The organism is Actinomadura citrea (assembly GCF_013409045.1).
In the GTDB taxonomy this organism is placed as follows: domain Bacteria; phylum Actinomycetota; class Actinomycetes; order Streptosporangiales; family Streptosporangiaceae; genus Spirillospora; species Spirillospora citrea.
In genome coordinates, this window is record NZ_JACCBT010000001.1 from 7,565,333 (window position 1) to 7,591,271 (window position 25,939).

26 protein-coding genes are annotated in these 25,939 nt (G+C 70.2%); 5 read left to right on the forward strand and 21 right to left on the reverse strand.

The features are described 5' to 3' along the window. Positions 1-41 precede the first annotated feature (41 nt). From BJ999_RS34570 to BJ999_RS34655, 18 genes are all read right to left on the reverse strand, one after another. Entirely contained in the window at positions 42-242 is a 201-nt protein-coding gene (locus tag BJ999_RS34570) for a hypothetical protein (RefSeq protein ID WP_179837153.1), read from the reverse strand. A gap of 25 nt (positions 243-267) precedes the next feature. Beyond that, on the reverse strand, positions 268-1,068 hold the full coding sequence (locus tag BJ999_RS34575; protein WP_179837154.1) for a hypothetical protein: 801 nt from the start codon (positions 1,066-1,068) through the stop codon (positions 268-270). A gap of 489 nt (positions 1,069-1,557) precedes the next feature. Then, entirely contained in the window at positions 1,558-3,669 is a 2,112-nt protein-coding gene (locus BJ999_RS34580; RefSeq protein WP_179837155.1) for a hypothetical protein, read from the reverse strand. 80 nt (positions 3,670-3,749) lie between these two features. Further along, positions 3,750-4,433, reverse strand: a complete 684-nt coding sequence (locus tag BJ999_RS34585) for a hypothetical protein (protein WP_179837156.1) — start codon at positions 4,431-4,433, stop codon at positions 3,750-3,752. A 338-nt stretch (positions 4,434-4,771) separates the two neighbouring features. After that, on the reverse strand, positions 4,772-5,446 hold the full coding sequence (locus BJ999_RS34590) for a hypothetical protein (protein ID WP_179837157.1): 675 nt from the start codon (positions 5,444-5,446) through the stop codon (positions 4,772-4,774). A gap of 84 nt (positions 5,447-5,530) precedes the next feature. Continuing rightward, positions 5,531-6,082, reverse strand: a complete 552-nt coding sequence (locus BJ999_RS34595; RefSeq protein ID WP_179837158.1) for a hypothetical protein — start codon at positions 6,080-6,082, stop codon at positions 5,531-5,533. A 19-nt stretch (positions 6,083-6,101) separates the two neighbouring features. Next, positions 6,102-6,863 (reverse strand): nuclear transport factor 2 family protein, encoded by a 762-nt coding sequence (locus BJ999_RS41555; protein WP_218935374.1) that lies wholly within the window; start codon positions 6,861-6,863, stop codon positions 6,102-6,104. Positions 6,864-6,883: 20 nt separating this feature from the next. Beyond that, positions 6,884-7,474 (reverse strand): hypothetical protein, encoded by a 591-nt coding sequence (locus tag BJ999_RS34605; RefSeq protein ID WP_179837159.1) that lies wholly within the window; start codon positions 7,472-7,474, stop codon positions 6,884-6,886. Then, on the reverse strand, positions 7,471-8,028 hold the full coding sequence (locus tag BJ999_RS34610) for a hypothetical protein (protein WP_179837160.1): 558 nt from the start codon (positions 8,026-8,028) through the stop codon (positions 7,471-7,473). The genes BJ999_RS34605 and BJ999_RS34610 overlap by 4 nt, the downstream gene beginning before the upstream one ends. Further along, positions 8,025-9,275 carry an MCE family protein gene (locus tag BJ999_RS34615; RefSeq protein ID WP_179837161.1) on the reverse strand — a complete coding sequence of 417 codons (1,251 nt, stop codon included), beginning with the start codon at positions 9,273-9,275 and terminating at the stop codon, positions 8,025-8,027. Before BJ999_RS34615 ends, BJ999_RS34610 begins: the two co-directional genes overlap by 4 nt. A 1-nt stretch (position 9,276) precedes the next feature. Continuing rightward, on the reverse strand, positions 9,277-10,566 hold the full coding sequence (locus tag BJ999_RS34620; protein WP_218935375.1) for an MCE family protein: 1,290 nt from the start codon (positions 10,564-10,566) through the stop codon (positions 9,277-9,279). Next, positions 10,566-11,804 carry an MCE family protein gene (locus tag BJ999_RS34625; RefSeq protein ID WP_179837162.1) on the reverse strand — a complete coding sequence of 413 codons (1,239 nt, stop codon included), beginning with the start codon at positions 11,802-11,804 and terminating at the stop codon, positions 10,566-10,568. The genes BJ999_RS34620 and BJ999_RS34625 overlap by 1 nt, the downstream gene beginning before the upstream one ends. A 1-nt stretch (position 11,805) precedes the next feature. Beyond that, the gene (locus tag BJ999_RS34630) at positions 11,806-12,951 is read right to left on the reverse strand and encodes an MCE family protein (RefSeq protein ID WP_179837163.1); all 1,146 of its coding nucleotides are present in this window, start codon (positions 12,949-12,951) and stop codon (positions 11,806-11,808) included. Then, a complete protein-coding gene (locus BJ999_RS34635) occupies positions 12,948-14,006 on the reverse strand; it encodes an MCE family protein (RefSeq protein WP_229809966.1) in 1,059 nt (352 codons plus the stop codon). The genes BJ999_RS34630 and BJ999_RS34635 overlap by 4 nt, the downstream gene beginning before the upstream one ends. After that, entirely contained in the window at positions 14,003-15,280 is a 1,278-nt protein-coding gene (locus BJ999_RS34640) for an MCE family protein (protein ID WP_179837164.1), read from the reverse strand. Before BJ999_RS34640 ends, BJ999_RS34635 begins: the two co-directional genes overlap by 4 nt. 33 nt (positions 15,281-15,313) lie before the next feature. Next, positions 15,314-16,150: an MlaE family ABC transporter permease gene (locus BJ999_RS34645; RefSeq protein WP_179837165.1), complete on the reverse strand. Its 837-nt coding sequence runs from the start codon at positions 16,148-16,150 to the stop codon at positions 15,314-15,316. A 1-nt stretch (position 16,151) separates the two neighbouring features. After that, a complete protein-coding gene (locus BJ999_RS34650; RefSeq protein WP_179837166.1) occupies positions 16,152-16,940 on the reverse strand; it encodes an MlaE family ABC transporter permease in 789 nt (262 codons plus the stop codon). Positions 16,941-17,008: 68 nt separating this feature from the next. After that, on the reverse strand, positions 17,009-17,998 hold the full coding sequence (locus BJ999_RS34655) for an ABC transporter ATP-binding protein (protein WP_179837167.1): 990 nt from the start codon (positions 17,996-17,998) through the stop codon (positions 17,009-17,011). Between the two features lie 474 nt (positions 17,999-18,472). Between BJ999_RS34655 and BJ999_RS34660 the strand changes: the two genes are divergently transcribed. Beyond that, positions 18,473-19,681 (forward strand): PucR-like N-terminal domain-containing protein, encoded by a 1,209-nt coding sequence (locus tag BJ999_RS34660; protein ID WP_179837168.1) that lies wholly within the window; start codon positions 18,473-18,475, stop codon positions 19,679-19,681. Positions 19,682-19,787: 106 nt separating this feature from the next. Further along, entirely contained in the window at positions 19,788-20,435 is a 648-nt protein-coding gene (locus BJ999_RS34665; protein ID WP_179837169.1) for a TetR/AcrR family transcriptional regulator, read from the forward strand. Between the two features lie 49 nt (positions 20,436-20,484). Here the strand turns inward: BJ999_RS34665 and BJ999_RS34670 are convergent, their stop codons facing one another. Further along, positions 20,485-20,865, reverse strand: a complete 381-nt coding sequence (locus BJ999_RS34670; protein ID WP_218935376.1) for a nitroreductase family deazaflavin-dependent oxidoreductase — start codon at positions 20,863-20,865, stop codon at positions 20,485-20,487. 86 nt (positions 20,866-20,951) lie between these two features. Next, entirely contained in the window at positions 20,952-22,415 is a 1,464-nt protein-coding gene (locus tag BJ999_RS34675; protein WP_179837170.1) for a flavin-containing monooxygenase, read from the reverse strand. A gap of 83 nt (positions 22,416-22,498) precedes the next feature. On the opposite strand from BJ999_RS34675, the gene BJ999_RS34680 reads away from it, so the two are divergent. After that, a complete protein-coding gene (locus tag BJ999_RS34680) occupies positions 22,499-23,140 on the forward strand; it encodes a TetR/AcrR family transcriptional regulator (RefSeq protein ID WP_229809967.1) in 642 nt (213 codons plus the stop codon). Here the strand turns inward: BJ999_RS34680 and BJ999_RS34685 are convergent. Continuing rightward, the gene (locus BJ999_RS34685; RefSeq protein ID WP_179837171.1) at positions 23,091-23,765 is read right to left on the reverse strand and encodes a TetR/AcrR family transcriptional regulator; all 675 of its coding nucleotides are present in this window, start codon (positions 23,763-23,765) and stop codon (positions 23,091-23,093) included. The genes BJ999_RS34680 and BJ999_RS34685 overlap by 50 nt on opposite strands. Positions 23,766-23,889: 124 nt before the next feature. On the opposite strand from BJ999_RS34685, the gene BJ999_RS34690 reads away from it, so the two are divergent. Next, a complete protein-coding gene (locus BJ999_RS34690) occupies positions 23,890-24,999 on the forward strand; it encodes a ferritin-like domain-containing protein (RefSeq protein ID WP_179837172.1) in 1,110 nt (369 codons plus the stop codon). 45 nt (positions 25,000-25,044) lie between these two features. Further along, a complete protein-coding gene (locus BJ999_RS34695) occupies positions 25,045-25,905 on the forward strand; it encodes an SDR family NAD(P)-dependent oxidoreductase (protein ID WP_179837173.1) in 861 nt (286 codons plus the stop codon). Positions 25,906-25,939 lie beyond the last annotated feature (34 nt).

A 25,939-nucleotide genomic window follows, 5' to 3' on the forward strand; every position in this document is an offset into this window, starting at 1 on the left:
CCACGTAACGAATTTCTCTCATGGTGGTCATGCGGACACCACTAGTGTCCGTCTCGCGCCTTCGAAGTGGACAAGCGTCGCCGCAGTTCATCGTCGACGGTGAACCCGCGTCCTTCGAGATCATCGCCTGCACCGATCTCCAGCAGATCCAAACCCGGGCCCGCCGCGTCGGCACCGCCCGGACGCTCGACGCGCGGCACGCTCATCGCGACGGTCCGTGCCAGCGGGATCGCCGCGGGCACGGACCGGTCTCGAGCGGGCTCGGCCTCAGAGCTCGCTGTAGTTCTTCGACACGAGGTACTCGTTCTGGATCATCGTGTTCTTGCCGGCCGCCGAGGGGAATCCGCCCACCTGGTTGACCAGCCAGTCGGCGACGCCGCCGCCGAACAGGCACCCCTTGGCGCCGGGCACCGCGAACGAGTTGCCGACGTGCTTGGCCTGCAGCACCGGTGGCGGCGGGTCCTGCCGCGCGATCGAGAGGCCCTCGCCGGTGATGGGCGTGTTGGGGGCCGGAGGGCTGGTGGTCCCGGTGGTGAGGCTCACCCTGATCGGGTTGCTGTTGGTGCCGACCGTGCAGTTGCTTCCGAGGAACGGGTTGATGAGCCGGACCTTCAGCCCGATGTTGATCTCGAAGCTGCTGCTGACCGGCATCTCGAAGACGCCGGCGTACTCGACCCTGGCGTACACGGCCGACAGGAGCGGGTCCCCGAACAGGCCGGGCTGGACGAGCATCTTCGGGGCGTTGATCGCGCCGAAGACCGTCTTGGTCTCGAAGGTGCTGGTGTTGAAGGTGTTCGCCCACGTGATCCTGATCGGCTCCTCGATCTTCTGGTCGAACTTGCCGACCTTGAAGGTGCCGCTGGTGACCACACCCACCCAGCACTGCGAGTAGTCCGGCGACGCACCCTCCGGGAGGGGCGGGCAGTCGGCGAAGCTGAAGTTCGCGGGGATCGGGTCCGGGTTGGCCGCCGAAGCGGGGGACGCCAGGCCGAGGGTGAGCAGCGCAGCACCGAGCACAGCGGGAAGCGCCAGCCGGGAACTGCTTCTCCGGAAACGAATGGACTTCACCAGTCCGTCCTTTCTTCTTGCCGGGAGAAACGGATACAGAGCGCCGGACAGCCACAGCGTGATCCCAGCCGACGCGGAACCGTGAAGCGGATCCTCGACGAGAAAGATCCTCGATTCCCAATCGGAGGGTAATACCGAAACAATGCCCGGTTCAATACACCGCAACGCACGAGCATGGAGATTTTCTCGCCTTGTAAGCGAATACGAATGATGACGGCCCGGGAGTAGCCGGTATTGTCATCGACCGCATATCACGGGGGCGCCATCCTCCGCCGGACTCGTTCGCCCCGTCCGCTTCATATGGCGGGCAGCGAGAGGAGCTACCGTACTCGCCGCAGGCCGGCGACGGCCTGCAGCGAGCCGGCCTGGCCCTGCCGTCGCCCGGGGTGGTGCAGGCGACGTTGCGGCCAGTCCTGGAGGGCCCGGGAGACTTCCGGCACGATCCGATCTCGTGTCGGAACGACAGGCCCATGGCGATGGAAGGTCCGGTCAGGGGGAGGTGATCCGCTGAGTCGGCCGGAAGACGAAATCGCCCTTGTATGAATTGAAGACGCTGGTGAAGTCCGTGAACCCCGGGATCTCGCACGTCGACCTCCCCGACGGCTTCAACGTGTGCGAGTTCATGGAGAAGGTCCCGTTGTCATAGGAGCCTTCGAGAAGCCCGGGAACCTCGCGCTGCCCCGGGAGGAAGATGCCCCCGAGGTTGTGGGATATCCGCAGCGTGCACCGCGCCCCTCCGCCGACGTCCACGGTCGCGTCGAGCACGACGCCGTTGATCCTCATCGCCGGCCGGCCGGTCGCCGCGTCGATGGTCATGTTCAGCCACAACGAGCCGTCCTGCGTGACCTCGCCCCGCACCTGATGGACGGTGCCGTCCGACGCCTCCACCTCGCAGCCGTCGAGGGACATGTCGCCCTTGCCCAGCCTGAAGCGCGACTGCCAATGCCCCCGTTCGAGATCGAGCCGCATGGTCGCCGACTCGCACCTGAACTCCGCGTTGTCCCCGGCGTACCCCAGGATGAACGGTTTCGCGACCGCAGTGACGACCCCGCCCGGCTCCACGGTGAAGGTCTGGGGAAGCGCGCCCGCGCCGTCCACGCAACGGTTGCCAGTGGTGACCTCACACCAGAGTCCCGATTCGAGGCTCGCGTAGTTTCCCGCCCCGGAGACACTCGCGGTGAGGATCGGGCTGAGATCCTCGGTCACCCCGCAACCGGAGAAGGAAGGGATCGTGACGTTCTGGGCGATGAGAGGCTGCCCGCTCTCGTACTGGGTCGTCCCGGTTCTCAGCGTCCCCATGAACCCGGTCGCAGAGAGCGAGGTGGGGCTGGTCATGCATGTGGAACCGAGATTGAGCGGAACTCCGTTGACCTCGGCCTTGCCCGCTTTGATGCGCACGTATGCGCTGGCTTTGAGTTGCTGTCTGTCGACCGTCGGACCCGAGATGTCGAGTTCAGTCGACAGCTGCTGGAGAATCCGCATGTTGCCTGTGATCGGACCGGCCCCGCCGGCTCGCGGGGAACCGACCTGAACAGCTTCCGCCACTGCACGTGTCGGCATGAAGCCGAAACCCAGCATCGTGGCGGGAGTTGGATAGGTACGGTTAATGAAGTATCCGCGGAAATCCGTCCAGTTCGGCCCGAAGAAAATGTTCCCCATATAACTTTCGGTCAGTGCCCGAACATTGTTCTCGAAAGCAACGGGAGCGGCGTTTCCAACTTTCTTGATGTTGAAGAACCCCGTTGCCTTCAGGCAGTACATCAGTCCATCGCCAGTGTCGAAGTTCAGGCCGCTCGGATTCTCCGGGGACTCAAAGATCTTTGCCAGTTCGGGATCGTCGCTGATGGCGTACCGCGGATCCTGCCCCCGAGCGGGGATCAGCTTGCACAGTCCCCCCTGGGAGGCGGTGGGCTGACGGGGTGCCGCGCTCGACGCGCCGGGGGTCGTCAACTCGTTTCCGCGCCGCACCCGCAGGCTCCCGAGCACCGGCGCCTTCTCCGCCGCGCAGTGCAGCGCCAGTTCGGCCGCGTCCCTCCCCGTCGCCGCGTCGCCCGGCACCAGCGACAGGTCCACTGCCCCGGCGGACCATGAGAGCTCCCCCGGCGCTTCGGGGACCACCGGCGGTGCCACCCCGCTGCCGGTCAGGTGCACGGCCCCGTCACCCCGTGGCGGTGCGGCCGCCAGAGCGAAGGCCGGCCACCCGGCACGCCGGTCGCCATCCGGCCCGCGCACCGCGACCTGGATCTCCGCGACCCCGCCGAGCGCGGGCGAGGGCGCGGGCGATGGGGCGACGCTCGTCGCCGGTGGTGTCGACGCCCCGGCGGGGGAGGCCGCCGAGACCCTTCTCACCAACTCGGGCGGAAGACCGACGTCGATCCTGATGGTGCCCAGCTGGACCGGCTGGCCGACGGTCCCGGTCGACGGGACGGTCGTCTCGATCCGCAGCGCCACATCGTGTGTTCCGGACTTGCCGGAGCAGAGGAGCCCCATGTCGGAGCCGATGTCCGCGATCGCCGGCGGGACCGCCACCAGTGCGCCGCCGCTCACGGCAAGGCCCGCGACCGCTGCGATCCGCGCTGCACCTCGGAACATCCGCTGCATTCCACATCCTTTTTCGACGGGGAACCGCACCCGGGCGGCGAGCGCCCGGGTGCGGCTTCGGTCAGAGGCGTGCTCTCACGTCACGTGCGGACGACGGTCGGGCCCTCCTTGGCCGTGGAGTTGACGCCCCTCAGCTTGATCACGCCGGCGAGCGTGGCCGTGTCACCGTTCTTGACGATGTTGGTGGGGCACGTAGCGGAGACGGCGGTCGCGACGAGGTTGTTGGTGGACCCGAACGGCAGCGAGAGGGTGCTGGCGGCTCCCGCGCTCGTCGGGTTGGTGTGCGTACCGTTGATGAACCCGTTAGTGCTGGTCGAGCCCTGGAACGTCGCGGAGCACGGGATGCTGGGGATGTTCACCACGATCCTGACGCCGCTCAGCCGGCCGGGGGTGACTCCCGAAGCGGTCAGGCCCGTGGTGGAGAGGGACCACGGCAGGTTCTGCGGCGTCACCGTGGCGACCTGGCTGGAGACGGTGCAGTTGCTGAACGTCAGACCGGTCACCGAGCCGATGGGGTCCGTGACGCCGGTGCCGACCTTCACCGTTCCGGTGGCCAGCAGGGCCTTCGAAGCGCCCGTGTCGACGCAGGTCAGAACTCCGCCGCTGCTACTGGCGGCCGCGACGGAACCGCTGTTCTCGCCGGTGACGGCCTGGGTGGAGGGCGAGGGCACGCCGGGCATGGTGACGTTGATACCGGCCGCCCAGGCGGGGGTCGTGGTCAGCGCGGCGGCGGTGGCCGTGACCGCGGTGACGGTCAGAGCCATTCTCGTGATCTTTCGCATGTCAGTCCGCTTTCCCTTCACGGGGGGTGGATTCTTCTTCTCGTAGGGACACTGACCGCGTTCTACAGGTCGAACTCCTCCAGGTCGACGGGAGCAGAACCCCGAAAGCCGAACTTCTTCGACTTCACCACAAGACCACCCAGTCCTGCCGTACTAAAATGGAATATACCCGCCAGTAGTGAACTTCTCAAGAGGCTGTTCGACTTCCCCTTAAAGCACTCCGCCGATCCTTACAGGTTTGTCATCGGATTAGTCTTCGATCAGGCCGGATTTATCAACGGATTCGAGTCTGGTAACGATTCAGGGCCAGCGGCGTGCTCTCACGTGATGGTCGGGCCCTCGTTGGCGGTGGAGTTGACACCCCTCAGCGTGATCACGCCGTTGATCAGGAGCTGGTCACCGCCCCGGACGATGCCGGGGGGGCATGGGTAGAGGACGATCGCGTGGAGGCTGGCGACGGAGAAGGGCAGCGAGAGGGTGCTGGCGGCTCCAGCGCTAGCCGGGTTGGCGTGCACGCCGTTGATCGTTCCGTTGCCACTGCTCAAACCCTGGAACCTCACGGAGCACCCCATGGCGGGGATGCTCACCGTGAACCTCACGCCGCCCAGCTGAGCGGCTGTGGCTCCGGAAGCGGTCGGGCCCGGGAGAGAGAGGGACCACGGCAGCTGGGGTGTCACCACGGCGATCTGGCCCGAGACAGTGCAGTTGCTGAACGTCAGACCGGTCACCCAGCCGATGGGCGGGGGGTCCAGGACGCGGGTGCCGACCCGCACCGTTCCGGTGGCCTTCAGGGCCTTCGAAGCGCCCGTGTCGACGCAGGTCAGGATCCCGCCACTGCTGGTCACGGCCGTGATGGAACCGCTGTTCTCTCCGGTGACGGGCTGGGTGGAGGGCGAGGGCACGCCGGGCATGAAGACGTTGTGATCGAGCGCCCAGGCGGGGGTCGCGGTGAGAGCGGTGGCGGTGGCCGTGACCGCGGTGACGGCCAGGACCATTCTGGGGATTTTTCCGAACATCATTATCACCCAGTTCTGCCATTCCTTAATCGGCGAACACCTGTCAGTGGCATGCCGTTCCCATCACGCGCCGAGGGTGTCGATGGCGGAGATCTTCCATTTGCCGTCGGCGTACAGGGCGTCGACGGCGAAGACGGCCGCGGAGTAGCTCGTCTTGTTCGTGTCGGTGCGGGTGTTGCGCTGGTCGGCGAAGACGAGCAGGCGGGCACGGTCGCCGGTCAGGGATTTCACCGCCGAGTCGGTGACCGCCGTGGTGAGTACCTGCTTCTGCTGCGGAGCCTGCTCGCGCACCAGGGCGAAAAGCTGGTTGTACTGCTGGACGGCCTTTCCGGTGAGCAGTTCCTGCGCCGCCTTCTCCGTCTTGGCCACGTCGGCGTAGTTGTAGGAGAACACCGTGTTGACGGCCGTGGTCACCTGGCCCTTCACCTCGGCGGTACGGCCGTTGTCACTGAGGGCGTCGTTCTGCGCGGACGCCGCGCCCGCCAGGTCGCGCTCCTGGGCGTTCGCCCAGGCGGCCGCGCAACCGAGCGCTATCGTCAGCGCCCCGAGGAGAACGACCAGGCGGGTGCGCGCGGTGCCGGGGACGAACCGTCCGGCCGAAGTGATCGCTGCCATCTCGCTTTCTCCTCCCCGATCAGGGCGTGCCGGTGGGGGCCTGGCCGAGCGCCGACAGTTTCCAGCCGTCCGGGGTCCGGGTGAGCTGGCCGGCGAACCGGCGGGTGTTGTCGACCGGCCTGCCGTCGGCACCGGTGATGGTGATGCGGACGGCGGCGATGACGGCCGCCTTGCCCGCGCGGGAGTCGAGTTCGGTCAGCCCGGATTCGAGGATCTTCGCGCTGCTGGTCGTCCTCGCCTTCTGCACCTCGGTCCTCAGCCGGGCCCGCCCCTGGACGATCTGGTCGTAGAGTTGCGCGGTCGCCGAGTCCTGCCACACCTTGAGGCCCGCGTCGACCTGCCGGTGGTCGAGGGTGTTGAGATTGACGATCTCCTGTCCCGCGACGGCGAGCACCCGGTCCCGTTCGGCGGCGTAGGCCATCGAGTCGTCGCCGGACGCCGTGTGGTACGACCAGCCGGACCACGCGGCGGCACCGGCCGCGACCAGCGTCACGAGCGACGCGACCCGGATCAGCGGATCCCTGGAGAGGCGGTTCCGGGGCCGGTCGGCCGCGTCCTTCGCCGACCGCCCCGCGGTCGGCGCCTCAGCGGTCTCCTTCTCGGACGGCGACGGCTCCGGGTCCTCGGCGGCCTCCTCTCCCGCGGGCTCCGGGGTCTCGGCCGCGTGGCCCGCGGACGGTTCCGGCTCCGACGCCTCTTCCGCCGGGGTCTCGGGCTCGTCCGCCCGGACCTCGGGCTCGCCGGCCGCCGGGCCGGCGGTCTTCGTCCTGGTCTTGGTCACCTGAAATCCACCCTTTCTTTTCAGGCGGCCCGGAGGTCGCTGATGCGCCAGCCGTGGTCGTCGCGGGCCGAGACGATGAGTTGGGCCGCGACCGGCGGGCCGGTCGCCTTGCCGCCGCGGGTGGCCTGCTGGTCGAGCAGGACCAGCAGGACCGCCGTCCCGTCCCGGGAGAGTCTGATCAGCCCGGCCTTCGCGACCTTCGTGGTGAGGGCGAGCTTCATGACCGGTGCGTTCTGCTTCACGAGACCGAACAGCCTGCGGTAGTCGCCGACGGCGCGGCCGGTGAGGGCCTCGTTCGCGGCGCGCTCGGTGGCCGCCGGGTCGGTGTGGGAGTAGGTGAAGATCCGCGCGACCTTCGCCGAGACGTCGGCGACGACCGCACCGGTCCGGGCCTTGTCGACGAGTGCACGGTTGGCGGCCGGTGACCGCTCGCTCCGCCTGCCGGCCCAGGCGTCGAGGGCGAGGGCGGACAGGCACAGCGCCAGCGCGAGGGCCACCGGCCACCCGAGCCCGGCCGCCCGCCTGAGCCCGGCGGCGAGCGGGCGCCGGCGGCTCTTCTTCCGCCGCGGGACGGGGCCGCGGCGCGCGGCGCGCTCCTTCGTGATGCTCACGGGCCGCTCCCCCCGGGCGTCAGCGATCTCAGCGAGCTGATCTTCCAGGCGCCGCCGACCCGCTGCATCCCGACCTCGTAGCGTTTGCGCTGCTCGGTGCCCTGGGCGGCGTCACCGGCGGGCTCGGTGAAGATCCGGACCGAGGCCAGGACGGTCGCCTCGCCCGCCGACCGGTCGAGTGCGGTGACGGCGAGTGCGGTGACCCGTCCGTGCGAGGGAGCCTTCTGCCCGGCGAACTTCGCGCGCGCGCCCGGCATGTCGCGTTTCAGCGCGTCGGCGAACGGGCCGGTGGCGACGTCCAGCCAGTGCGCCATGTCCAGCTCCGCCACCTTGGGGTCGATGCTGTTGATCAGCGCCAGATCGCGGACGGCGGTCCGGCTCACCTCGTCCCGCGCGGTGGCGAGGTCGTGGTCGGCGCCCCGCCCGGACTGGATCAGCGACCAGAACGACAGCAGCAGCAGGACGGTGGCGGCGGCCGTGAGGGCGTGGCCGGCCGGACGGATCCACCGGATCGTCCAGGTCGGCTTGCGCAGCACGGCCGCCACGAAGGTCACCGCGCACCCCCGAGCCCGAGCAGGGCGGCGAGGTCGCCGGGCGGCGCCTGCTGCCGCGCCAGCCCGGCCAAGCCCAGCGAGGCGAGCAGGCCGGTCGCCTCCGGGCCGCCCAGCGTGCCCGGCCTGGCCGGCGCCGGGACGCCCTTGCGCGGCGCGTTGGCGGTGCCGCGCACGTTGATGCCGCTGCTCGGGCTCTCCGCGCAGTGCGCGTCGCTGTTGAACGGGGCGGGCGACAGGGTGAGGCCGTCGCGGTACCTGGTCTTGCCGTAACCGCGCGTGCAGGGCTGCGGGTTGAAGAACGTGGTGACCAGGCCCATCCTGAGCTTGCTCCCGTCCACGATGCTGGGGCCGATCGCCGCGACCCGCGGGAGATTGGCCAGCATCTCCTCGATGGCGGCCTGGCGCGGCTCGGCCACGCGGGCGGTCGTGAGGAGGTTCGCCAGCAGGACGCCGAGGCTCGGGTCAAGGTCGTGGAGCAGGCCGGACAGCTCGGCCGCCGCGCCGGGCCCGGCCGTGATCAGCTCGCGCAGGTCGGCGTCGGAGTCGCGGAGCTGCCGCGCGAGCAGGCTGGAGTTGGTCGCGAACGCCTTGAACGCCCCCGACATCTCGTTCTGCGTCCGCAGCACCGCCTCCCCGTTGTGGATCAGAGCGCGCGTTTCGGGGAACGCCGCGTCGGACGCCGAGATGAACCGGTCGCTCGTGTCGAGGAGCTGCTGGAGGTGCGGGCCCTGCCCGGCGAACGCCCGCCCCAGCTCGTCGATGAGGACCCTGGTGTCGTTGAGCGGGAGCGAGGCGGTGAGGTCGTTGACGCTCTTGAGCGTCTCGTCGACCGGCGCCGGGATGGTGGTGACGCTGCGCGGGATCGTGGTGCCCTGGGCCAGATAGGGCCCGGCGTCGGCGCGGGGCCGCAGGTCGACGTACTGCTCGCCGACCGCGGAGCGGTTCGCGACGATCGCCTGGAGGTCGCGGGGGATGTCCGGCGCCGAGTCGTCGATCCGGAGTTCGGCGATGACGCCGTCCCGCGTCAGGTCGAGCTTGCCGACCTTGCCGACGGTGACGCCCCGGTAGGACACCGCGGACCCTTCGAAGAGGCCTCCGGTGCCGGCCAGGTCGAGCCGGACGGTGTAGTACCCGCGCAGCCCGATGTAGCGGCCCGCGTCGGCGTAGTTGACGCCGATGTAGGCGACGACGACGATCGCGATGACGACGAACACGGCGACCTTGATGCGGGTGACCAGGGTCAGCATGTCAGTTCCCCTCCCCGAGAGTCGGCAGCGGAAGGGCGGGCTCGCTGCTCGGGCCTTCGGGCCCGGGTGCCCGGCTCGGTGTCACCGGTCGCGGCGTCCCCGTGGTGGGGGTCCCGGTGTCCGGAGTCCCCGTGATGGGGGTCCCGGCGCCGGGCGCGGCGGCTCCGGAACCGCGACCCGCCGCCGTGTCCGGGCAGGGCGCCGGCTGCGGGCCGGGGACCGTGGGCGTCGCGGCGAGGGCGCGCGCCTGCGCCCCCTCCTCGTCGTCGAGGCCGTCGAACGGCCCCTCCTCCTTCACCGGCGGCATGACGCAGTTGAAGCCGTCGGCGGCGATGACGGTGACGTAGCCGTTGAGGTAGTCGCCCTTGATCGCCTTGAGCGCCTCGTCGGTGAACGGGTAGGTCAGCAGGATCTCCAGGGACTTCGGCAGGTCGCGGCCGGAGTCGGCGAGCTTGCGCAGGATGACCGCCAGAGAGCGCAGGTTCGCAGCCGTGTCGTCCCTGCTGGCGTTGATCGTCTTGACGGCGACGTCCGAGAGCTTCTCCAGCCGGCGCAGCATCTCGACGAGCCGGCCGCGCTGCTCCTCCAGCACCTTCAGGCCGGGCGACAGGTCGTCCAGGACGGTCCCGACCTGCCCGTTGCGGGCTCTGACCGTGGACGACAGCCGGTTCAGCCCGTCGAGCGCGTTCACGATCGACTGCCGGTTCCGGTTGAGCGTGCCGGTGAAGGCGTTGAGGTTCCGCAGAGCGGACCGGACCTTGTCCTCGCGCCCGTTGAGCGCCTGGTTCAGTTCCCGGTTGATGGTCCGGATCTGCGGGAGCCCGCCGCCCGACAGCAGCAGTGACAGCGCGCCGAACACCTCCTCGGTGTCGGCGTTGCGCGTCGTGCGGGACGCCGGGATGACGGCGCCGTCGGTGAGCCGCTGCGGGGACGGCGCCGTCGTCGGCGCGGCGAGCTTGACGTACTTCTCCCCCAGCAGGCTCGACTGCTCCAGGTTGGCGGTCGCGTTCGCGGGCAGGTGCACGTCGCCGTTCACGACGAGCGTCACCTCCGCCTGCCACGCCCCCGCCGGCAGCGACACCTTCTTCACCCGCCCGACCGGGACGTCGTTGACACGGACAGCGGCCTGCGGGACCAGGTTCAGCACGTCCTCGAACTGCACCCTCACCGTGTAGGGGTGGGCGCCGAGGTCGGCGCCGCCGGGCAGCGGGACGTCCTCCAGCCGCACCGAGCAGCCCGCCGTCAGGACCACACCGGCGGCGAGGGCCGCGACGAGCTTGGGCGTGCGCATCAGCGGTCCGCCTTCCCGCCGGTACCGGCGTAGATCTTGCCCGCGGGCGGCAGCGGCAGCGCCGGCAGGCCGGTCTCCCCGGCCGGCGCCACCGCGACCAGCCCGCCCCTCGTCAGCCGGTCGCACTGCTCGCGGAGCGTCCGCGTGGCGGACGCCGCCGCGGCGCACACCGGCCGCTGGTCGGCGGCGATCGGGTCGACGCCCGGCTGGTCCAGGCTGCCGAACGACTTGGTGATCTCCAGGAGGTTGCCGCGCGCCATCAGCGTCCGGGTCTTCGGGTCGTAGGCGCTCAGGGCGTTCTGCGTCACCAGCGGCGCGGTGTCGATGAGCTCGGCGAGGGACGCCCGCTGGTCGACCAGGACCTGGGTGACGTCCGTGAGCTTGCCGACGTTGCGTTTCAGCGCCGCGCGGTTGTCCTGGATGAACCCCTTCACCTCGGCGAGCGCCCGCGCGAGGTTGCGCAGGGCCGCGCCGAGCTCGTCGCGGTCGGCGGCGAGGAACCCGCTCACCTCGGCGAGCTGGTTCTCGGCAAGGCGGATCCGCCCGTCGTTGGCGCGGAGCATCTCGCTGAACTTGTTGAGGTTGGCGACGGTCGCGTACAGGTCGCCGCTGTTGTCGGCGAGCGTCTGCGACGCCTTGCCGAGGTCGGAGATCATGGTGTTGAGGGCCTGCCCGTTGCCGCCGAGGTTGGCGGCGCCGACCCGGATGACGTCCGACAGGGCGCCCTGCGCGTTCACCCCCCGCGGGCCGAGATCGCCCGAGATCTTCCGGACCGCGGCGTAGAGCTGGTCGAGTTCCAACGGGGTCGCGGTGTCGCTCACATCGATCGACCCGCCGTCGGCCATCTTCGGGCCGCCGTCGTAGGCGGGGTCGAGCTGGACGTACCGGTCCGACACCAGGTTCGGCGCGATGACGATGGCGCGGGCGCCGGCGGGGACGTCGACGTCGTCGTCCACCCGCATCTCGACCTTGACCTTGTCGCCGAGCGGTTCGACGGAGTCGATCGAGCCGACCCTCACGCCGAGGACGCGGATGTCGGAGCCGGGGTAGACGCCGATCGCGGTGGCGAAGTACGCGGTGATCCGGTGCGTCGGGCCGCCGCTCAGGAAGGGGACCAACGCGATCGCGACCAGCAGGACGAAGACCGCGATGAGCGCTTGCAGCACCCGGGTCCGGTGGTCGCGGATCGGCGAGCCGAGCTTCGGCAGCTTCACCGGGCGCGTCGGGGGGGACGCCATCTCACCGTCCTCCCGTCAGGTGCGGCGGCTTGCAGCGGTCCGGGTCCTCCGGTTGCCATCTGCCGTTCACCAGGTACTCCTCGGGGACGGTCCCGCACAGGTAGCCGTCCACCCAGCGGCCGTTGCCCGTCGCGTTGCCGAGGACGCGGATGTAGGGCGTGGCGGTCGTCAGCACGCGCTCCAGGTTCTTCTGGTTGCGTTGGAGGACGCCGACGACCCGCTCCAGGGACGCGAGCGTCGGGCCCAGCGTGCGGCGGTTGTCGTCGACGAGGCCGACCAGCTCCGTGCCGAGCCGCTGCGTGCCGACGAGCAGCGCGTGGATGGCGTCGCGCCGCCGGCGCAGCTCGCCGAGCAGCAGGTTGCCGTCCTTGAAGAGCGTCTCGAACTGGGAGTTCTGCGCGGCGATCGTGCCGGACAGCTGCTTGGTCCCGGCGAGCAGCCGGGACAGCTCGGCGTCCCGCGACGCGATCGTGGTGGACAGCGCCGACAGGCCGTGCAGCGCGACCCGGACGCTGGCCGGTGTGTCCTCGAACGTCGTAGAGATCGTCTCCAGGCTCTGCGCGAGCTTGGTCGTGTCGAGCTGCTCGAACGTCCGGCCGAGGTCCTGGAACGCCGTCGTGACGTCGTAGGGGGCCACGGTCCGGTCGAGCGGGATCGGCTTCTCCGGGTTCTGCCTGCGGTAGCCGAGCGGGTCCAGCTGGAGGTACTTCGACCCCAGCAGCGTCTTGATCATGATGGTGGCGCGGGTCGCGTTCCCGACCCAGGTGTCCTTCACCCGGAACGTGACCTTGACCTTGTTCCCCTTGAGCGAGACGCCGGTGACCTTGCCGACCTTCACCCCGGCGACACGGACCTCCTGGCCGGGATCCAACCCGGCGGCCTCGGAGAAGTACGCGCTGTAGGTCGTCCCGCCGCCGATGAGCGGCAGCCGGTCGGCGCGGTAGGCGAGCGTGCCGAGGACCAGCAGGATCACGATGCCTACGGCCGCCACCCCGATCGGGTTGCGGTCGCGCAACGGCTTCAGCCGCGGCCGGCCCCGCTTCGGGCGCGGCAGGGCGCGCGGCAGGGGGCGCGGCAGCGGCGAAGGCGGCCCGCCCGCCGGGGGGACGGGGGGCGGGCCGCCGGGGGGCGGAGTCGGGGGCGTCATCCGCGGCACCTCGCGTCCTTGATGGGCAGGCCGGTCGGCGGCGGCTGGTTCGACAGGTCGGAGCCCGCGTAGCTGACGCCGATCAACTTCACCTCGCACTGGTAGAAGTTCACCCACGAGCCGTAGGAGGCCAGGCGGCCGAAGGTCGCCATCTTCCCGGGCGAGCGCTGGAGGAAGCGCGTCAGCAGCGGCTCGTCGCGGTTGAGGTTGTCGCTGAGCCGGCCGAGCTGGACGATGTCGTCCTTCAGCGGGTCCCGCGTGACCTGGAGCAGCCCGGCGGTGGCGGTGGTCAGGTCGGCGACCGACCCGAGCGCCTCGCCGATCGGGACGCGGTCGGTGGCGAGGCCGGAGGTGAACCGGCGCAGCGTGGTGACCAGGTCGACGAGCTGACGGTCCCGCCCGTTGATGGTCTGGACGACGCTGTCGAGGTTCGCGATGAGCTGGCCGATCACCTTGTCCTTGGCGGCGAGCGTGCTCGTCAGCTCTCCGACGGTGCGCAGCAGGCTCTCCACGGTGCCGCTCTCGCCCTGGAGCACCTTGACGACCGACTCCGAGAGCTTGTTGGCGTCCCCGGGCGACAGCGCCTGCATGAGCGGCTGGAACCCCTGGAACAGCTGGGTGAGGTTGAGCGTCCCGGCGGTGTGCCCGACCGGGATCGTCCCGCCGGGCTTCAGTACCTGGCCGGGCGAGCCGGTGCCCTGGCCGAGGGAGACGTACCTTCCGCCGACCAGGTTCAGGTACTTGACGGCGGCGGTCGCCGACGCGGGGATCTGCCGGTCCCGGTCGACGGAGATCTTCACCCGGGCGAGCCGCCGGTCGCTGACCTTGATCTCCTCGACCTGGCCGACCTCGACGCCCGCGATCCGCACGCCGTGCCCCGGGTGGAGCCCGGCCACGTCGGTGAACTTGGCGTAGTAGGTGACGCGGTCGCCGCTGGTGGCGCCGGTGATGCTGGACGCCAGCAGCGCGGTCGCCAGCACCGTGACGACGATGAAGATCAGCGAGCTGACGAGCGGGAAGCCCATGCCCTTGATCCCCTGACCGGCGAGCCTCACTTCACCGTCACCTCCGTGCCCCGGTAGATCGGCCCGACCAGCACGCTGGACCAGTCCGGCAGCTCCTCGGGGACCTCGTCCAGCGGCGCCCCGGCAAGCTCGTTGACCAGGTCGTTCTCCGACGCCGAGTTCGCGGGGCCCAGGCCGCTGCCGGCCGCGCCGCCCTGGCCCGGCGCGCCGCCGGCGGGCAGCACCCGCACCCCGTCCCCGGTCCCGAGGTAGGGGACGCCCGGGCAGCGCGGCCCACCGCCGCCGTCGTAGCGGGGGGCGTCCCTGCCCGGGACGTAGCGGCCCTTACTCGTGACCGGCACGACCAGGCCGTGGACGCCGTGCTCGTCCGTGCCCTTGCCGAGGACCTTGTTCATCGTCGGGATGAAGCCCGCGAGCGCGCGGAACGTGCAGGGCGCGGCCGGGGCGTAGCGGCGCATCAGGTCCAGGCTCCCCCGGCTCTCGGTCGCCAGCGCGATGATGTTGCCGGAGTTGGCGCGCAGGAAGTCCTCAAGGTCGGCGGACGATCCCGACACCGCGTCGTACAGGGTCGCGAGGGCGGTGCGCTGGTCGACGATCGTCCGGCTGGTGACCGTGAAGTCCGTGAGCGCCTGAAGCAGGTCGGGCGCCGCGTCGGAGGCGTGCTGGGTGAACGCCGCCAGCTCCTGGAGGTTGCGGGCGAGCGCCGGCACCTCCGGGTTGAGCCTGGTCAGGAACGCGTCGAGCTGCTCGAAGTTGCGGCCGATCTGGTCGCCGCGCCCTTCCAGCGCCCGCGCCATGGCGTTCAGCGTCGCCGAGAGCTTCGCCGGCTGGATGGTGTCGAGCAGGTCCATCGTGTGGTTGAGGACCTCCGACAGCTCCACCGCGTTCTGGCTGCGGTCCTCGGAGATCACGTCGCCGTCGGCGATCGGCCGTCCCGTCGACCCGGGCGGCGGGACGAGCGAGACGAACCGGGCGCCGAACACCGTCGTCGGCAGCAGCCGCGCCTGGACGTCCGCCGGGATCCGGTCGGTCACCCCCGGTTTCAGCGCCAGCTCCAGCTTCGCGCCGGCCCCGTCCGCCCTGATGGACCGGACTTCGCCGACGACGACGCCGCGGACCTTCACGTCCGCCATCGCGTGCATCTCGTGCCCGGCCGTCGAGGTGCGCAGCGTCACCGTCGTCGCGTCGGTGAACTGCTTGTCGTAGATCGCGATCGACAACCAGACCAGCAGCGCCGGGACGAGCAGGAACGCCACCCCGGTGAGGCGCTGCCCGACCACGTGCCGGGTGGTTCGCCGAGCCATGTCAGATCCACCCCATGTCAGTTCGGCCCCATGTCAGCCCGTCACCTTCACGGTGGTCGTGGCACCCCAGATGGCGAGGCTGGCGAAGAAGTCCGTCACGCTGATCAGCACGATCGCGGTGCGGACCGCGCGGCCGACGGCCACGCCCACGCCGGCGGGGCCGCCGACCGCGCGGTAGCCGTAGTAGCAGTGCGCGAGCACCACCATCACGCTGAAGATCAGCACCTTGGCGAACGAGAGCAGCACGTCCTCGGGGGCGAGGAAGATGTTGAAGTAGTGGTCGTAGGTGCCGGCCGACTGCCCGTTGAACCAGAGCGTCACCTGTCTGGAGGCCAGATAGGAGCTGAGCAGCCCGATGCCGTACAGCGGAACGATCGCGACGGTCCCCGCGATGATCCGGGTGGTGACCAGGTAGGGCACCGACTGGATGCCCATGCCCTCCAGCGCGTCGATCTCCTCGTTGATCCGCATCGCGCCGAGCTGCGCGGTGAACCCGGCGCCGACCGTCGCCGACAGCGCCAGCCCGGACACCAGGGGGGCGATCTCCCGGGTGTTGAAGTACGCCGACACGAAGCCGGTGAACGCCGCCGACCCGATCTGGTCGAGCGCGGCGTAGCCGGACAGGCCGACGACGACGCCCGTGAACACCGTCATGCCGATCATCACGCCGACGGTGCCGCCGATGACGGCGAGCGCGCCGCTGCCGAACGCGACCTCGCCGAGCAGCCGCAGCGACTCGCGCAGGTAGCGGCGCAGCGCGCGCGGCGTCCACAGCAGCGCCCGGACGTAGAAGCCGAGCTGGTCGCCGGGCTGGTCCAGCCAGGAGACCAGCTTCACCGGGCGGAGGCGGCGAACCCCGGAGACCGCCATGTCACGCTCCCTTCGGGGGGACGACCTGCAGGTAGATGGCGGTCAGCACGAGGTTGACGAAGAACAGCATCAGGAACGTGATGACGACCGACTGGTTGACCGCGTCCCCGACGCCTTTCGGGCCGGCATTCGGGTTCAGGCCGCGGTAGGCGGCCACCACGCCGGCGATGAATCCGAAGATCAGCGCCTTGAACTCGCCGATGTACAGGTCGGGCAGCTGCGCGAGCGCGGAGAACGAGGCGAGGTAGGCGCCGGGCGTCCCGTCCTGCAGCAGCACGTTGAAGAAGTAGCCGCCCGCGACCCCGACGACCGAGACCAGGCCGTTCAGCAGCACCGCGACCGCCATGCAGGCGAGGACGCGCGGGACCACGAGGCGCTGAATGGGCGAGACGCCCATCACCTCCATCGCGTCCATCTCCTCGCGGATCGTCCGGGAGCCGAGGTCCGCGCAGATCGCCGACCCGGCCGCGCCGGAGATCAGCAGCGCCACGATCAGCGGGCTGGCCTGCTGCACGACGGCGAGGACGCTCGCCCCACCGGTGAGCGACTGCGCGCCGAGCTGCTTGGCCAGCGACCCGACCTGGAGCGAGATGACCGCGCCGAACGGGATGGACACGAGCGCGGTCGGCAGGATCGACACCGACGCGATGAACCAGAACTGCTGGACCAGCTCGCGGAGCTGGAACGGGCGCCGGAACGACAGCGCCAGTACCGTCGCGGCCAGCGCGAAGAGCCGCCCGGTCTGGCGCAGCGCGCCGGCGCCGGGAACGGCGGAGTCAGGTGCCGCCACGCGCGTCTCCTTCCTCGTGCACACGGGCGTCGCCGCGCGGTGCGGTCGGCTCGTCGGTTCGAGGGCGGTCAGTTCGCATCGGGGACGCCGCCCTCCGGCGCGTGCCTGCGGTTCGCGTAGATCGCCTGCTGCGCCCGGCGGGAGAGGCGCGGCATCATCTCGTCGAGGCGCCGCGCGTGCCGCAGCTCGCCCTGCCGGGGCGGCGCCCCGGGCGTGGGACGCAGCTGCGGCGGGATCTCCAGGGTGCGTTGGAGGGGCGCGGGGCCGGCGGCCTCGGCGGCGAGCAGCGCGGCGTCCTTCTCCTCCGACATGCCGATCGGTCCGCGCGTGTCGCCGTGCAGGAACTGCAGGACGGCCGGCTCGTCGCTGGTCAGCAGCGCCTCGCGGGGGCCGAACGCGATGAGGTCGCGGCGGTACAGCATGCCGATGTTGTCCGGGACGGTCGCGGCGATGTCGATGTTGTGCGTGACGATCAGCATCGTCGCGTCGATCCGCGCGTTGACGTCGATCAGCAACTGGGAGATATGCGCCGTGCGGACGGGGTCCAGGCCGGAGTCGGGCTCGTCGCACAGAATGATCTCCGGGTCGAGGACGAGCGCGCGGGCGAGGCCGGCGCGCTTGCGCATGCCGCCGGAAATCTGGCCGGGCAGTTTGCGCTCCTCGCCGGTGAGGCCGACCATCTCCATCCGCTCCATCACGATCCGCCGGATCTCGGACTCCTTCTTGCGGGTGTGCTCGCGGAGCGGGAACGCGATGTTGTCGAACAGCGGCAGCGAGCCGAAGAGCGCGCCGTCCTGGAACATCAGCCCGAACCGCTTGCGCGCCTCGAACACCTCGCGGTCGCGGTCGTTGACCATGTCGACCCCGCCGATGAGGACGCGGCCCTCCTCCGGCTTGAGCAGCCCGACGAGCGACTTGAGGAAGACGGTCTTGCCGGTGCCGGAGGGGCCCAGCAGCACGCTCACCTCACCGGGCGGGAGAGTGAGCGTGACATCACGCCAGATCGTCTGCCGGCCGAAGACTTTCGTCAGCCCCTCGACGACCACTTCAATTCCCACGACACCACCGCTCGCGCTCGGAAGGAGGTTTCGAGGACATTACGGCGCACTGGACGCAGTATTCAATAGGGGACCACGGGCTCTTCGGCACAATTCGGTAAATGGCCTCAGAAAATTGTCACCGGCTTAGCCTTCCCCCTCCCTGGAACCGTCACCAGTTGACTACCACTCGGTAACATGAGACCGGCCGACGGCACGCCCGCCCATCCAGGGCACCAGTTTTGTCACCGGCCCAGCAACCGAACGTCGTTCTTGTCACATCACGCGCAAAGACGTGGCGCCGTGCGGCCTATCGAACCGAAGACCCTTGCCACCGCCGACTGGCGACTTTATGTTCACGGTGTTATCGATCTCATTCCAGGGTGTTCGCCTCCCGTCCGGCACACCCCCATCCAGCGCCGCCGCCAGGAGGGCGCCACGGCGCCGGGCCGGCTCGATGTGGAGGTTCGCTTTCCCATGTCGCAGGCATTAGAATTGTCTGAACACGACCGGAGTCAGACTGACTTCCAAGAATTCCTCGGCCTGCTGCGCGCGGAACTGTCCGACGTCACGAACGAGATCGTCACCGAGATCAAGCGGAGCATCCCGGAGTACGACCGGCCCGATCCCGCCTACGACCAGACCCTCCGGCTCTGCGCCGACATCCTGCTGCCGACCTTCCTGGACCGGATCTCCGATCCGGACGCCTCCACCGACCAGCGCGACGAGACCTGCCGCACCCTCGGCCGCTTCGAGGCCATCGAGGGGCGCAGCCTCGACCATCTCCAGGCCGCGGCCCGGATCGCCTTCCACGTCGCGTGGCGCCGGACGGCCGTCCTCGCCGAGCGCGCCCGGGTCCCCACCTTCGTCGTGTCCGCCGCCGTCGACGCCATGCTCGTCTACCTCGAGGAATCCGTCGCACAGGCCCGCCTCGGCTACCAGCAGGCCACCGGGCACGCCGACCTGCGCCGCCGCGAGGAGCGGCGCCGGCTGCTGCATCTGATCCTGCAGCGGCCCGCCGTCGTCCCCGAGGCCATCGAGGACCTCGCCAAGTCCACCGGCTGGTGGCCGCTGCCGGCCGAGGCCACCCTCGTCGCCGTCCATCCCGAGGCGCCCTGCACCCGCTCCGCGCTCGACACCGACATCCTCACCGACTTCGACTCGGCGGAACCGTGCCTGCTCGTCCCCGGGCCGCTCACCGCCGACCGGCGGAACATGCTGCGCGCCGCGCTGCCGGACGCCAGCTGCGTCCTCGGCCTCACCCTGCCGCTGGAACGGGCCGCCCACTCCCTGCGCTGGGCCCGCCGCGTCCTCGACCTCGCCGAGGAGGGCATCATCCCGGACGGTTCCCTCATCCCCTGCGAGGACCACCTGATGACCATGTGGCTGCTGTCCGATCCGCCGCTGGTCGAGGAGCTCACCCGCCGGCACCTGGAACCACTGCAGGACGTGTCGGACGGGCAGCGCAGGCGCCTCGTCGAGACGCTCACCGAATCCGTCACCACCCGGGCGACCGCCGTCGACATCGGGGAGCGCCTGAAGATCCACCCGCAGACCGTCCGGTACCGGCTCCGCCAGTTGGAGGGCTACCTCGGCGACAGCCTCGAGAACGCCGACGCCCGGTTCTCCCTCGACGCCACCCTCCGCGCCGCAAGTCTGTACGGTCGCCGGCGCGCCCGCCGGGGCCAGCCCGGCGCACGGTGACCAGGACCCGCCAGGGGCGCGCGTGACGTTCGGGTCACAGGTGGTTCGACAGAGCGTTATCCTGACCTCCTGGTTACCGGTTCCTGACGGAAAGTCGAAGGGGTCCATGCCGACGTCGACCTGGTTCCGCCTCAACGTCGCCAAGCGCGAACGCGTGCTCGAAGTGGCGATGCGCGAGTTCGGGGAGCACGGGTACTCGACCGGCAGCCTCAACACGATCGCGCGCGAGGCCGGGATCGCGAAGGGCTCGCTGTTCCAGTACTTCAGCGACAAGCTGGAGTTCTTCGCGTTCGTGTGCGACGAGGCGTCGCGCCGCATCCGCGAGGAGATGGAGCGCCGCATCGAGCGGATCGACTTCGACCAGCCCTTCGACGAGTGGCTGGTCGACGTCCTGTGCGACTGGACCGAGTACATGGCCGACCACCCGCTGGAGCGCGGCGTCACCGCGGCCACGAACTTCGAGCTCGACAACGGCGTCCGGTCCGTCGTCCGCGACACGGCCAACCAGCACTACCTGCTGGTCATCCACCCGACGCTGGAGCTGTGGAAGGCGCAGGGCGCCATCGGGGAGGACGCCGACCTGGAGGTCCTCGCCACCTGGCTGATGATGATCCTGCCGTTCCTCGCGCTCGCCCCGTACTACGACGGCCTCGACCCGATCCACGACCTGCGCGGCCGCACCCCGGACCAGCAGCGCCCGGTGATCCGCCAGCTCGTCGCGGGCTTCCGCCCGATGTTCACGCCCGGCAAGTGACGCCCCCGAGGAGGACGTGACGGGCATCCCCGCGCCGTCGCGGATCCGATCAGTCCTCGATCTCGGCCACCAGAAGGTCCATGTGGCGGGCGGCCAGGCGGGCGGGCGGCGGGAGCTCGGCGGTGTCGGCGGCCGTCAGCACGCGCGGACGGCCGAGCCTGCGGACGCGGCCGAGCCGTTCCACGCCGCCGCGGCCCTCGGCGAGCAGGTTGCGGACCCAGTCCGCGTCCCGCCCGTACGGCAGCCCGACGATGAGCCGGTCGCCGCTGCGGAACGCGGTCACCGGCGTCCGGTACTCGCGCCCCGACCTGCGGCCCCGGTGGACGATCATCGCGAAGGGCGGGAGGTAGGGCGCGTAGACGCCCTGCACCCGGTTCGTGACGACCTTGTTGAAGCGGGCGACCGATCTCGGCATCAGCGGTTTCACCATGCCTCCTGACTAGCACGGCCCTTGACCCACCGCCGCCCATGACCAGCAAGGCCTCCCGCCGGGCATGGCCTCCCGCCAGGCCCCGCTCAATGGGTGAGGACGAACTCCTCCGGCCTGGCCTTGCGGGAGCCGGCCCAGAACTCGAACGTGTGGCCCGGCCAGAGGGTGCGGTTGACGCCCTGGTCGTCGAGGTACCAGCTGTTGCAGCCGCCCTCGTTCCAGACGGCGCGGCGCAGCCGCCGCTGCAGGCGGTCGTTGAAGCGGCGCGCCGCCTCCGGCTTCGGCTCGATGGCGTCGGCGCCGGTCTCCTGCATCAGGCGCAGGCAGCTCAGCACGTGCTGGATCTGCACCTCGATCATGAAGACGACGGAGGTGTGGCCGAGGCCGGTGTTCGGGCCGAGCAGCATGAAGAAGTTCGGCAGGCCGGGGATCGTCGTACCGCGGTGCGCCTCGATGCCGTCCGCCCAGATCTCCTGGAGCTTGACGCCGTCCCGGCCGGTGACGCGCAGGTCGGTGAGGGCGTCGGTCACCTTGAAGCCGGTGCCGTAGATGATGCAGTCGACCTCGTACTCGCGCCCGTCCTCGGTGACGACCGAGTTCTCCCGCACCTCGGCGATCCCGGAGGTCTCCACCTCCACGTTGGGACGCGAGAGCGCCGGATAGTAGTCGTTGGACAGCAGGATCCGCTTGCAGCCGATCGTGTAGTCCGGCGTCACCTTGGCGCGCAGCCCGGGGTCGGCGACCTGGTTGGCGATGTGCCGGCGGGCGATCTTCTCCTGCGGAGTGGACAGCCGCGGGTCGATCGTGAAGCCGACCGCGCGGGCCTCCAGCGCCCAGTAGATGCCGCCGCGGAACGCGCGGGCGGCGCCCGGCACCTTCCCGAACACCGCGCGGACGGGCGCGGGGATGGGGACGTCGGGCTTCGGCTGGATCCACGGCGGCGTCCGCTGGAAGACCACGAGCTCGCCCGCCCGCTTGGCGATCTTCGGCACGAACTGGATCGCGGACGCGCCCGTGCCGATGACGGCGACGCGCTTGCCGGTGAGGTCGTAGGAGTGGTCCCACTCGGCGGAGTGGAAGGCCGTCCCCTGGAACCGCTCGACGCCCGGCAGGTCCGGGAACGACGGGACGTGCAGCGCGCCGATGCCGGACACGACGGCCTTCGGGGTGAGGACCGTCCCGTCGGCGAGCGCCACCTTCCAGCGGCGGGCGTCGTCGTCGTACTCCATGGAGTCGACCGCCGCCCCGAACCTGATGTGCTCGCGCACCCGGTACTTGCCGGCGGTGCGCTCCATGTAGGCGCGGATCTCCGGCTGCGGCGCGAACATCCGCGTCCAGCCCGGGTTCAGCTCGAAGGAGAAGGAGTACATGTGCGACGGGACGTCGCAGGCACAGCCCGGATAGGTGTTGTCGTGCCAGGTCCCGCCGAGCGCCTCGCTCTTCTCCAGCACGACGAAGTCGTGGAAGCCGGACCGCTTGAGCCGGATCGCCATGCCGAGGCCGGCGAAACCGGAGCCGATGATGACGATCGCCGGGGCGCGCTCGCTCATGACCCCTCCTCTCAGATAACCTACTCGCAGTAAGTTACCGGGAGTAGGTTACTGACGGTAGGTCCAACAGAGGGGATTCTCCTGTGAGTGGCGCCACACCCCCGCCCCGCCGCCGCCGGATGTCGCGCGCCGAGCGCGAACGGCAGATGCTGGACGTGGCGGAGCGGGTGTTCGGCGAGCGCGGCTACCAGGCCGCCTCCATGGACGAGATCGCCGAGCGCTGCGGGGTCTCCAAGCCGATGCTCTACGAGTACTTCGGCTCCAAGGACGGCCTGCTCGTGGCGTGCGTGAGCCGCTCCAAGGCCGAGCTGTTCGACGTCACCCAGAAGGCGATGGCGGGCGCCACCACCCCCGAGGACATCCTGTCGCGCGGAATGGTCGCCTACTTCCGTTTCATCGACGAGCACAGCAGGTCGTTCGCGATGCTGCTGCGCGAGCCGATGGCCGCCGCCCCGGAGGCCATCCAGGCCATCGACGAGACCCGGCGGCAGCAGAGCGAGCTCATCGCCGGAGTGCTCGGCACGTTCGCGCCGTCCGCCCCGGCCGGGGCGGTCGAGGCGTACACGCAGATCATCATGGGGGCGAGCGAGCGGATGGCGCTGTGGCAGACGGGCCGTCCCGACGTGTCGGCGGAGGACGCGGCCCGCTACATGACCGACTTCTGCTGGAACGGACTCAGCCCCTACCTGGCGCCCGCCGGGGAAGCGCGTCCAGCGCCCCGATGAGCAGGTCGAGGCCGAACTCGAAGTCGGTCTCGGCATCGAAGTCGGCCAGCGCCGGGCCATAGGCGATCACGTGCGGGAACTCGTCCGGGTCGAGGCGCGTCCACGACTCGGCCCCCGTCTCGGCGAGGTGCCCCAGCATCTTCGCCATGCCGATCTCGCGCATCTGGGCGCCGAGCGCGTAGGCGATGAGCGCCCGCATGATGCGCACGGCCGTCTCGCCGTCGAACCCGGCCGCGTCGGCGAGGGCCAGGGCGCGCTCGGCCGGCCGCAGTCCCACCGGGGTGTCGACCTTGTGGGTGAGGACGATCGACATGCAGCGCGGGTTGTCGTGGGCGACCTTCCGGAACGCCCGGACGAGCGCCCGCGCGCGCTCCTGCCACGGCTCGGACGGGTCGTCGGACAGCTCCAGTCCCGCGACGACGTGCTCGGCCACGCCCTCCAGCAGCGCGCCCTTGTTCGGGACGTGGTTGTAGAGCGACATCACGGCGACGTCCAGCTCGGCGGCGACCCGGCGCATGGACAGCGCGTCCGCGCCCTCCCGCTCGATGAGCTCGACCGCCGCCTCCACGATGCGCGTGCGGGTCAGGCCCGGCCGCGGGGTGTCGGAGGTCACACGCCTCGCCATCGCTTCCGCTCCTCCTCGCCGTTGACACCCGTAAGTGTGTCATGACACGGTACGTACATTGTACGTAAGACGTACAGCGTACGTACCAGCGGGCGGCGCACGCCCGCGCTCGGGGAGGACGCCCATGTCGACCCACGATCTGTACACCGACTCCGTCCCGTCCGAAGCCTGGACCGTGCCGATGACCGGCGACGCCAGGTTCACCTGGGAGTACGACGACGGCCGCGACCGTCTCCTCGCCCTCTACCAGAAGGGCAAGGACAAGCAGTGGGACTCGGTCAAGCGCATCGACTGGGACCTGGAGGTCGACCCGCACGACGTCCTCGGCGTCCCCGACCAGTCCCTCGCCATCTACGGGACGAAGTACTGGGACATGATGTCGGAGAAGGAGCGCGGTGAGCTGCGGCAGCACTCCACGTCCTGGCAGTTCTCCCAGTTCGTGCACGGCGAGCAGGGCGCTATGGTCACCGCCGCCCGCATCGTCGAGTCGGTGCCCGACCTGGACTCCAAGTTCTACTCCGCCACCCAGACGATGGACGAGGCCCGCCACGTCGAGCTGTTCACGCGGTTCCTGCACGAGAAGGTCGGGATGGTCTACCCGATCAACACCAAGCTGCAGGACCTGCTGAACGAGACCCTCACCGACCCGCGCTGGGACATGCCCTACCTCGGCATGCAGGTGCTCATCGAGGGCCTGGCGCTCGCCGCGTTCGGCGTCATCCGCGACATCACCACCAAGCCGCTGCCCAAGCAGATCCTCGCCTACGTCATGCAGGACGAGGCGCGCCACGTCGCGTTCGGGCGGCTGGCGCTGCGCGACTACTACAAGCAGCTCTCGCAGGCGGAGCTCCGCGAGCGCGAGGATTTCGTCATCGAGGGCTGCTACCTGATGCGCGACCGCATCCGCGGCCGGGAGATCTGGACCAACTTCGGGATCGACCCGAAGGAGGTCGACGAGATGGTCGAGAACTCGCCGTACATGCGGATGTTCCAGAGCCTGCTGTTCAGCCGCATCGTGCCGTGCGTGAAGGACATCGGGCTGTGGAGCGACCGCATCCGGCGCGCCTATGACGACATGGGCGTCCTGGACATGTCCAAGGCCGACCTCGACGCCCTCATGCACCAGGACGAGGAGATCGCCGAGAAGGTGGACGCCGAGCGGTTCGCCGCCGAGGAGACCGCCCGCAAAGCGGAGGTGGACACCGTCATCGCCGGCGCGGCGGCGGCGGGCTGAGTAACGTTCAGATCATTCGATCCGCCGCACACCTCGGAGGTCTGGATGCCCCTCGCGCACTTCGACGGAGCGCTCGCCGTCGTCACCGGAGCCGGCAGCGGCATCGGCCGGGCCGTCGCCCTCGCCCTGGCCGGGAACGGCGCCACCGTCGTCGCGGCGGACATCGACCTCCCCGCCGCCGAGAACACGGTCACCCTCGCCAAGACGCTCGGCGCGGGCGGCACCGCCTACGAGGTGGACGTGGCGGACGAGGCCGCGATGGAGGACTTCGCCGCCCGGGTGAAGGAGACCCACCGCGTCCCCGACATCGTCGTCAACAACGCCGGCATCGCGGTCACCGGCCCCTTCCTGGACACCGGGGTCGAGGACTGGGAGCGCATCCTCGGCGTGAACCTGTGGGGCGTGATCCACGGCTGCCGGCTGTTCGGCCGCCAGATGCGCGACCGCGTGGACGCGCTGCCCAACAAGCCCGACAAGCCCAACCTCGGCGGCCACATCGTCAACATCGCGTCGGCGGCCGCGTTCGCGCCGTGGCGCGGCATGCCCGCCTACTGCACGACGAAGTCCGCCGTCCTCATGCTCAGCGAGTGCCTGCGCGCCGAGCTGGCCGGCTCGCGCATCGGCGTCACGGCCGTGTGCCCCGGGTTCGTCAGCACCAGCATCGTCGACAACGCCGTCCACCTGGAGGGCGACGCCGAGGCCCGCGCACGCCTCCGCGAGCGCGGGCAGCGTGCCATCAAGCTGCGCAACTACCCGCCGGAGAAGGTCGCCGAGCGGGTCGTCCACGCCATCATCAAGAACAAGCCCGTCGTGCCCGTCAACGCCGAAGGGCACCTCCTGCACGCCCTGTCCAGGGTGTCCCCCGCCTCCCTGCGCCTGCTGGCCAGGATTCCCGCCCGGGGCTAGCGCCCGCCCGCCGGGCGCGGCCCCCGACTCTCCC